The sequence below is a fragment of the Calditrichota bacterium genome, from assembly GCA_013152715.1.
Taxonomy (GTDB): domain Bacteria; phylum Zhuqueibacterota; class Zhuqueibacteria; order Thermofontimicrobiales; family Thermofontimicrobiaceae; genus 4484-87.
This window is the reverse complement of sequence record JAADFU010000080.1, coordinates 1-5,635: the sequence shown is the minus strand read 5'-3', so window position 1 is coordinate 5,635 and position 5,635 is coordinate 1. Positions and strand designations below refer to the sequence as shown.

The window sequence follows — 5,635 nt, the reverse complement described above, 5'->3', positions numbered from 1 at the left end:
ATCGCGCGTAATAAAGCAACTGAAGCGCAATGTAAAGTTCCATCGCCATGTCCACTGCCTGTCTGGCGTAAAATGAAAGATATTCAGAGTCATCTTTTTCTTTCAGATAGTCAATGGCTTGATTCAATCGCTCGTGGCATTTTTTCAGCGTTTTCAAATGCACTTTCTGTTCGGAATCCGCGATTAAATTCATCAAATGTTCAAACTCCGGTTCCAACGCGCGTGTCAGCACGCCGCCGATGGCTGCGACAACCTGCAATTGAGATGTGCCTTCGTAAATATTGGTGATTCGCGCATCCCGATAATGGCGCTCCACGTTGAATTCTTTCATGTAACCAGTGCCGCCGTGAATCTGAATCGCATCGTCCGCCACTTCATTGGCAATTTCCGAAGCGTAATATTTTGCCATGGGCGTCAGAGTGGCTGCCAACGCGTCGTAATATTTGAGCTTCTTTTTGTCTTCCGGATTTCTTTGCTCGCTATGCGCAATTTTGTGTTCCAGCAATTTCTTTTTATCCACAATGATTGACGTTTCGTAGGTGAGCACGCGCGCGGCCTCAATCTTCATCTTCATATTTGCCAGCATGTCGAAAACCGGCGGCATGTCGATAATTTTTTTCTTGAATTGTTCTCTGTCCTCGGCATATTTCAGAGCCTCGTTGTAAGCAGCCTGAGCGATTCCGAGACCCTGACAGGCGATTCCCAGTCTGGCGCCGTTCATCAGAGCCATCACGTAACGGATCAGTCCCATGCGGCGCTTTCCGATCAAAATTGCTTTGGTGTCATTAAATTGCAGTTCGCAAGTCGGAGAAGTGTGAATGCCCAATTTATTTTCAATACGCCGGACGACCACAGTCTCGTCACGCTCATATAAAAACATGGACAATCCGCGTCCGTCGGAAGTACCGGGCTCAGATCGCGCCAGAATCAGCGCTACATCGGCATTGCCGTTTGTGATAAAACGTTTGTTTCCTTTCAGCCGCCAGCAATTTTCTTTTTCATCAAAAGTCGCTTTCAGTTGCACAGCCTGCAAATCAGAACCTGCTTCCGGCTCGGTGAGTACCATGGCGCCGGTGACTTTCCCTGAGGCAAACAAAGGCAGATATTTTGCCTTGATTTCTTCGTCTGCAAATTCATTAATCGTGGCTGCAATTTCCTGCAAACCAAAAATATTTTGCAATCCGGCTTCAGCCTGCGAGACTAATTCGATGGCGATGGAATAAATAGTCACAGGGAAATTTAATCCGCTGTATTTTCGCGGCAGAGTGAATCCCATCAATTCCGCATCTCTGAGCAATTTCATCGCTTTTTGCGTGGGAATGGAGTAAAACACATTTCCTTCCCAGAATTTTGCACCTTCTTCGTCTGCAGCAGGGGCTTCGGGAGCGATTTTTTCTGCGCACATCTCGCCCAGATTGGACAGGACGAGGTGGTAATTTTCTTTTGCTTCCTCGACATTTCGAGGGGCCTCATCAAATTCATCTTTTTCCCGGAAGTCATTTTCAATGAGTCGAATCACTTCTTCCAGGTCAAGATGCTTCATGAGAAATTGAATATCCGCATTATCCAAATAAAAATTTGCCATGATCTTTCCTTTATCTTTCAGTCTTTTCGTCCGATTTTATTGATGTTTACGAAAATGGGTAATGAGTTTGGGAACGACTTCGTTGAGATCGCCGATGATGCCGTAGTGGGCAATTTTGAAAATCGGCGCTTCAGGATCATTGTTGATCGCAATGATTTTTTTCGCGTCTTTCATTCCCGCTGTGTGCTGAACCGCGCCGGAAATTCCCACGGCAATGTAAAGTTTAGGTCTCACCGTTGTACCGGTTTGTCCGACCTGCCGCTCCTTGGGCACAAATCCGGCGTCCACTGCAGCGCGCGAACCGGCAACCTCTCCGCCCAGAGCATCGGCGAGTTCCTGGATGAGCTGAAAATTTTCCTTACTGCCAACGCCGTACCCGCCAGCGACGATTATGGGAGCGCTCTTTAAATCCACGGTTTTTTCTTCAAATTCCTGACGCAAAACTTCAACGGCAAAGTCGTTGTCGTTAAAAGTAACTTCTTCGCGGATAATTTCAGCCTTGCGGGAATGATCAGGCTCAGGCACAGGCATTACACCATCGCGGACAGTTGCCATCTGCGGTCTGTTTTCAGGATTGACAATGGTCGCAATGATGTTTCCGCCGAACGCCGGGCGAATTTGATAGAGAATTTTTTCGTAAGTTTTCTTGTGAAAAGTGTAATCGCCGATGCGCAAATCCGTGCAGTCGGCGGTCAGTCCCGTTTTCAGCGTAGAGGCGATTCGCGGCGCCAGATCGCGTCCGGTCGGAGTGGCGCCAAAGAGCAAAATTTCTGGCTGATATTTTTGAATCACCTGCACTGCCGCTGTGGTGTAAGGAAGCGTGCGATATTTGGCAAGTTCCGGATGAGAAATTGCGTAAATAACTTCAGCACCATGAGCAGCAATATCATTTATTTTTTCGTCGTTACCATTTCCGATGAATAGTGCAGCGCAGCGGCTGCCCAGGTCTGCTGCCAATTCCTTCGCTTTTCCCAGCAGTTCCAGCGAGACCTCTTCTATTTTGTTGTTGTTGGTTTCAATAAAAACCCAAACGTCTTTATTTGTATTCATATAATCACCTGATTTATTTTTCCGAATTTCCGATTTTAAAATTGTTAGCTGACAATATAATCTTCTACCAGTTCATGAATGAGCTCTTGCACTGCCTCGTCTGAACTCTCGAAAATTTTGAGTTCGCCTCCGGCAAGCACCACGCTGTCGATTTTCTTCACCCGCGTGGGTGAACCTTTCAGCCCAATGCGTTCTTCCTCCACTTTCAAATCTGCGACTGTGATGATGGGAATGAGTAAGCCTTTTTTCTGCAAGTAATTTTTCAGCGATTCCTGATCCTGAAATTCAGGAAATTTGTGCAGCAAATTATCCAATTCCAGGACAGTCGCGGCATTTTTGTATTTCATCAGGCGTTTCGCCCGCGGAGGCCGCGGTTCATTGGCTGACTCGACAACAGTCATCAGCATCGGCATGGGGCAGCGTACCCATTCAGCGCCATTTTTGATGACTCGTTTCGTTGTAATTTTTCCGTCTTCCAATTTGTCAATATTCTCAACGTAAGAAATCTGGGGAATCCCCAGCTTCTCAGCCGTCTGCGGACCGACCTGGGCGGTGTCTCCGTCAATTGCCTGTCTGCCGCAAACCACCAGATCAAAATCCGGCTCAATTTTCCGAATGGCTTTGGCAAGCGTGTAAGAAGTGGCAAGAGTATCCGCACCGGCAAATTTTCTGTCTGTGATCAGAAAAGCCTTATCTGCGCCGCGATACAGCGATTCGCGAAGCACTTCCGCTGCACTGGGAGGTCCCATGGTGAGCACAGTGACTGTTCCTTCGTACCTGTCTTTGAGAGAAAGAGCCAGCTCCAGCGCGTGCAAATCTTCAGGATTGAAAATCGCCGGCAGCGCGGAGCGGTTGACGGTTCCGTCTTCTTTCATGGCATTGCCAATGATGCGTTTCGTATCCGGAACCTGTTTGACCATGACAACAATTTTTAGACCCAATTTTTTGCTCCTCTTTTTTATTTTTAAGTTTAAATTCTGATGGGACACGGATTCACACGGATTAAACGGATCCCCGCGGATTTTTAAAAATTTTATTTAAATATTCTGCTTTTCCAGAAAGAGCTACAACTAAAAATTGTTTGAATCCGTGTAAATCCGCAAAATGCGCCAAAGGCGCATCTGCCTCCGGCACGATCCGCGCGGAACGACCGCCATCTTTTTGGCGGTTCATCCGCGTGCTATCAAAAAAGCATCCAAATCGGCAACAAATAAAGCTTAGCGCCCCGCATTTCCAAAGACTCAATTTCATCAAAATCGCCGAAAATAACTCCATTGGAAATTTGCGAACAATAGCGCACGTAATATTTGAACGTCTTGATTTTGTTCTTTCTTTCCGCATTGTCGTAGGTGATGCCGATCGGGATCAGTTCTTTTCCGTTATCGATGATGAAATCCAATTCGTGATCCTGATAGTCTTTGAGAAAAAACAGCGTAGGCGGCTGTTCGCAGCGCTGCATGGTAATTTGCAAATTCAAATAGAGCATACTGTCCAGCAGCCGCTCGAAATTTTTGGACTGTTCCATGGAACGGTAATCGCGCACACGATTGAGAAAATTCACCAGACCCGGATTGAGAAAATAGAGCTTCGGCGTTTTCATGGTCGGCTTTTTGATTTCTTTATTGTACGACGGCACAAAATCGATCAAAAAAGTATCCCGCATGATGCCCGCATATTTGCGCATGGTGTTGCGGTTGATGCCGAAATCGTCGCACATGTTCAACAGATTCAAAATATTGCCGTTGTTGAAGCTCAACACTGTGAGTATCTGACGAAATTTCTGCAAATCCGTGATCTGAAAAACGCGCAGCAAGTCCCGTTCAAAAAAGAGCCGCAGGTGGTCTTTGATCATCTGCCAGCGCTTGTTCGGGATATCGGTTTCAAAAATTTCCGGTAACACACCGAAAAGCAAATAGTCCCGTTGAAATTGCCTGATCTTTTCCTCATGTCCGGCGACAATAGCAGCTAATCTCTGAAATTTTTCTACGGACAACGATTCACAGAAAATCGATTCCAATACCGAATTTCCGTTCAGCGGCGTCACGCGCGCGTCGATGATTTCGTTGATCCCGCCGCTGAAAACGCGAATAGTTTCAGTGAGCGGCTGTAAATTTTTGGCAAAAGCCTTATTATCCGTCAAATCGATGGAACTGGTCATCAAAATGACAATGTTCGCCGGATTGCTCTCTTTCAGCCGGGCAATGGCAGAAAAGATTTTCGGTAAATTCTGAATTTGCAGAAAAACGATGACAACCGGCTTTTTGACATCCGCCAGCGATTTTCCCAGCCGCTGCTCGATTTTTTCTTTGAAAAAGAAAATATTTTCCTCTAAATCGAGCCGCTCTAAAATATCATCAAGATCAAAGCCAAACACACGACCCGGATCAACTCCCTCGCTATTCATGAGTTTCGAGGCAAATTTCTCAATGATTTTCCTTTTCCCGGAATTTCTCTGTCCTAACAGCAGCAGAATTTTACCCTGTTTGACGATTCGGTCTATTTTTTCGATGTACCGAGTCATATTTTCATAAAATTGATTAAACATTTGAACAAATTTATAAAAAAAATCAGTCATTGTCAAGCACAAAATTCAGAAAATGAGTATCTCTCATTGTTCCGGGTGTAGTACACCTTCAAGGTGCAAAAAATCTCTCGCTGATAGCGTAGATTCACGCTGATGGTTCTTGTCTGCACCTATCTGCGAAAGCTGCGAGGGCAATCTTGGGAATTAGTTTCAGCAGTCGGGCACTGATTATTCGGCATCTCGTGTAGTTTTTTCTGAAAAAACGTAAAAAACACTTGACTTTAGCTTTTATTTTTTTAATTTTAGACAGCTAAAGCAAAGGCAGGCCTGACAGCTTCCCGCAGCCTGTTTTGTTCGCCCTTCGTCTATTCTACCGCTGAATCTATTTCTCTGTGCCTGCTTTTGGCAAATGTTCTGTTGAAAAATAGCAATGAAACTGCAATAAGCATTCATCAAAATCACTAACAATTTTAACC

The 5,635-nt window shown here is 45.5% G+C and carries 4 protein-coding genes; all 4 read right to left on the bottom strand.

The genetic code is table 11. The features are described 5' to 3' along the window. The coding region (locus tag GXO74_06300; GenBank protein NOZ61274.1) for an acyl-CoA dehydrogenase at positions 1-1,585 on the bottom strand (1,585 nt) is incomplete at its 3' end. A gap of 36 nt (positions 1,586-1,621) precedes the next feature. Beyond that, positions 1,622-2,635 carry an electron transfer flavoprotein subunit alpha/FixB family protein gene (locus GXO74_06295; GenBank protein ID NOZ61273.1) on the bottom strand — a complete coding sequence of 338 codons (1,014 nt, stop codon included), beginning with the start codon at positions 2,633-2,635 and terminating at the stop codon, positions 1,622-1,624. A gap of 44 nt (positions 2,636-2,679) precedes the next feature. Beyond that, positions 2,680-3,555 (bottom strand): electron transfer flavoprotein subunit beta/FixA family protein, encoded by an 876-nt coding sequence (locus GXO74_06290; protein NOZ61272.1) that lies wholly within the window; start codon positions 3,553-3,555, stop codon positions 2,680-2,682. Between the two features lie 263 nt (positions 3,556-3,818). Continuing rightward, positions 3,819-5,156 carry an ATP-binding protein gene (locus tag GXO74_06285; GenBank protein NOZ61271.1) on the bottom strand — a complete coding sequence of 446 codons (1,338 nt, stop codon included), beginning with the start codon at positions 5,154-5,156 and terminating at the stop codon, positions 3,819-3,821. Positions 5,157-5,635 lie beyond the last annotated feature (479 nt).